Here is a 3,610-nt window from a genome sequence, read left to right as displayed (position 1 = left end):
CATTGTTGAGAATTATGGCAGGTGTAGATCAGGATTATATCGGAAAAGCTGTACTTACCCAAGGTTACACAGTAGGATATCTGCCCCAAGAACCTGAATTAGACAAAGAAAAAACAGTAATAGAAGTAGTAAGAGAAGGTGTCAAGCCCATAATGGATTTATTAGCAGAATACGAAGCTGTAAGCGCTAAGTTCGCTGACCCTAATGCAGACTACGACAAACTTTTAGCTCGCCAAGCCGAACTTCAAGACCAAATTGAAGCTAAAAATGCTTGGGAAATAGATGTAGTATTAGAAAAAGCAATGGATGCCCTGCGCTGCCCTGACCCTGATGCTAAAATTGCTCACCTTTCAGGCGGAGAAAAACGGCGCGTAGCCCTATGCCGCTTGCTCTTACAACAACCTGATATTTTACTATTAGACGAACCCACTAACCATTTAGATGCTGAAAGTGTCCATTGGTTAGAGCAACACCTCAAACAATATAAAGGTACAGTCATTGCCGTAACGCACGACCGTTATTTTTTAGACAATGTAGCTGAATGGATATTAGAGTTAGATAGAGGACAAGGCATCCCTTGGCATGGAAATTATTCTTCTTGGCTTCAACAAAAAAAGAAACGATTAGAGCAGGAAGAAAAACAAGCTTCACAACGAAAAAAGACCTTAGAAAGAGAATTAGAATGGATAAACATGACCCCTTCTGCCCGAAGGACAAAAAATAAAGCTCGTATCAATGCATACGAAAAGCTGCTATCCGAAGAAACAAAGGCAAAAATAGAGGAGTTGGAAATTTTTATTCCTATTTCGCGCCCGCTGGGGAATATTGTCATTGAGTTTGAAGGTGTTTCCAAAAGCTACGGCGATAGGCTGCTGATGGAAAATGTAACTTTCAGCATTCCAAAAGGCGCAGTAGTGGGAATTATCGGTCCTAACGGGGCAGGTAAAACCACTCTGTTCCGTATGATTGTTGGCAAAGAAAAACCTGATACAGGTATTATCCGCATCGGTGAAACGGTAGATTTAGGCTACGTAGACCAAGAACACGATGCTCTAATTGCCAATGCGGATAAGTCAGTCTATGAATTTATTTCCGAAGGTAACGAAAATATCATTGTAGGAGGTAAAAGCATGAACGCCCGAGCTTATTTGAGTAAATTTAACTTTACAGGTAGCGACCAATCCAAAAAAGTGAATCAACTATCGGGCGGGGAGAGAAACCGATTGCACTTGGCTTACATGCTCAAATCAGGCAGTAATGTACTGCTACTAGATGAACCTACCAATGATATTGATGTCAATACCTTGCGTGCTTTGGAAGAAGCTATTAACAATTATGCAGGCTGTGCTTTAATTATTTCCCATGATAGATGGTTCTTAGACCGTGTGGCTACGCATATTTTAGCTTTTGAGGGGGATAGTCAAGTGCGCTTTTTTGAAGGCAATTTTCAAGAATATGAAGAGGACCGTAAAAAACGTTTAGGCAAAGATGCTATTCCAAAGCGTATAAGGTACAAAAAATTGATATAGATAATAGATAGATACTTGTTTAATTAACTGCAAAAAGTTTTTTTTATAAATACAATGATTTTGATTTTTTGGGCGTGTCCTTGCTTGCATGAGCGCCAGCGAAACGCAAGCGAGGGACACGCCCAAAAAAATGAACCCTCAAAATCAACACAGTTTTTTTATGATTTTGTCTACGTCCGCAGGGGTGTCTACACCTATTGCATCATGCGGTGTATAAAAAGCATACATTTGATACCCTTGCTCTAACCAACGAAGCTGCTCTAATGACTCTGCTTGCTCTAACGAAGAGGGAGATATTTGAGCTATTTCTAAAAGGATATTGCGCCTAAATCCATATATGCCTACATGCTTTTTATATGGATACTGCTTTAACCACTCATTTTGCGGTAGATTCCTAATATAAGGTATTACACTGCGACTGAAATACAAAACTTTACCTCTTACATCCATAACTACTTTTGCCGTATTAGAACTTAATAAACTTTCCATATCCTTGAAGTCTGTATAAGCCGTGGCTATATGACAATCGGGGTTATTTAGTGTGTGTATAAGCGAATTTATGGTATCGGGATGTATGAGCGGTTCATCACCTTGAATATTCAAGATAAAATTATATTCAGGGTACAAAGCAGCTACCTCAGCACACCTATCTGTACCGCTGGGGTGTTTTTTATCGGTCATAATTACATTACCTTGCCAATTTTGTACATGTTTGTATATCCGTGTATCATCTGTAGCCACTATAATTTTATCAAGATTAGCTTTCTGAACCTGCTCATACACTCGTTGTATCATAGTTTTACCTGCAATATCTATCAGTGGTTTGCCTTCAAAACGAGTAGAACCATAACGGGCAGGTATAACCCCCAACACTAAATTAGAAGCCATGTTTAGCAATAATTACACAAATATAGGTGGAATAGGGACTATTTTGAGCATTATCTACATATCCGACTCCAATGTCATGGCAGGTTGCATAAAATTCTTCCATCGATAGCAAGTGTTTTCTATGACCAAGAGAGGGAGTTCTTTTATCTATAATTAAAAAGTCAATTACAGCGGGACCACCCTCAATTCCTGCGGCAATTGACTCAAAATAATTGCTTTTTTTATCCTTTATCCAACTTTTTGGAAGTTTATAGCCTGCTTTGTGAATTTTAATATTAATTCCATCTCCGTCGGGGTCAACGTGATCAAAATATTTACGTTTAGCCATATCCATAGCTTTATTCTCTGCAACTTTTGCCAAAGTATCGTTCCATTTTAAGGCTGGTTGGGGTTTTACATTGTTTAGGTCAGCTTTTAATCTTTGACTATGAGCAGCAGGGTTCTGCCGAATGAGATTTAAGTGTTCGTATGCTTTTTTTGCTTCTTCTCTATTTATGGTTTGCGAATAACTATTTACCAAGCATAGGCTGCTTAGTACTGAGATGAAAATAGACTTTGTCATAGTTATATTAAAGTTGAATGTAGATAATTATTTTTCTTTGCCAATGTGCGGAAGTATAAAAGAGATAGGTATTTTTTTGGGCGTGTCCTTGTGGGCGTTTCGCTTGCGCTCATGCCCACAAGGTCGGCGTGCTGCGGGCTGCGCTAACGCTTCGGTGCTGCGCTTCGCTTCGCACTGGGCTAACGCCCACCCTCCGCATGCCTCACGCAGCAGCCTTGGGATGTTTTACCTTGTTCGTATATATACGTTTGTTTTACCTTGTTTAATGCTCATTATCAAATACTTAAAAAGTTAAAATTTTTTACCCTGTTTGATATACCCCCATTTTATATTGTTTTGAGTTCATTTTCAAGTATGTACAAGGTTAAACTCCGAATACATGAACTTTTAACAATCCTTTAACCCTGAACATTCAAGTTTTACCTTATTTAGTATTGATTTTCAATAATTTACAAGGTTAAAATGTGTTTTTTACCTTGTTTATTATTCATTTTCAAGTACTTACAAGGTTAAGGTTTGAGTAAATAGAGTTAGCGTACTTGTAGCGTTCTCTGCGTGAGGCATGCGGAGGGCAAGCCGTCAGGCTTGGTGCGAAGCCCCTCTCCCACACTGTCGCTCTTGCCCAGGGGGT

Annotated in this window: 4 protein-coding genes; 2 read left to right on the top strand and 2 right to left on the bottom strand. The window is 39.2% G+C overall.

Annotation, left to right across the window (positions count from 1 at the left end):
* Positions 1-1,529 (top strand): energy-dependent translational throttle protein EttA (gene ettA / locus NZ519_13040; GenBank protein ID MCS7029680.1); only part of this gene is annotated, 1,529 nt, incomplete at its 5' end.
* Between the two features lie 144 nt (positions 1,530-1,673).
* On the opposite strand, the gene kdsB is transcribed toward ettA, so the two are convergent.
* Both kdsB and NZ519_13030 read right to left on the bottom strand, forming a co-directional pair.
* On the bottom strand, positions 1,674-2,417 hold the full coding sequence (gene kdsB, locus NZ519_13035; GenBank protein MCS7029679.1) for a 3-deoxy-manno-octulosonate cytidylyltransferase: 744 nt from the start codon (positions 2,415-2,417) through the stop codon (positions 1,674-1,676).
* A complete protein-coding gene (locus NZ519_13030; protein MCS7029678.1) occupies positions 2,407-2,937 on the bottom strand; it encodes a CAP domain-containing protein in 531 nt (176 codons plus the stop codon). The genes kdsB and NZ519_13030 overlap by 11 nt, the downstream gene beginning before the upstream one ends.
* A gap of 22 nt (positions 2,938-2,959) precedes the next feature.
* Between NZ519_13030 and NZ519_13025 the strand changes: the two genes are divergently transcribed.
* Positions 2,960-3,274, top strand: coding sequence for a hypothetical protein (locus tag NZ519_13025; protein ID MCS7029677.1), 315 nt, complete (start codon positions 2,960-2,962; stop codon positions 3,272-3,274).
* Positions 3,275-3,610 lie beyond the last annotated feature (336 nt).

This window comes from Bacteroidia bacterium (genome assembly GCA_025056095.1).
In the GTDB taxonomy this organism is placed as follows: domain Bacteria; phylum Bacteroidota; class Bacteroidia; order JANWVE01; family JANWVE01; genus JANWVE01.
The sequence above is the reverse complement of the archived record's forward strand: the minus strand, read 5'-3'. Positions and strand labels throughout refer to the sequence as shown.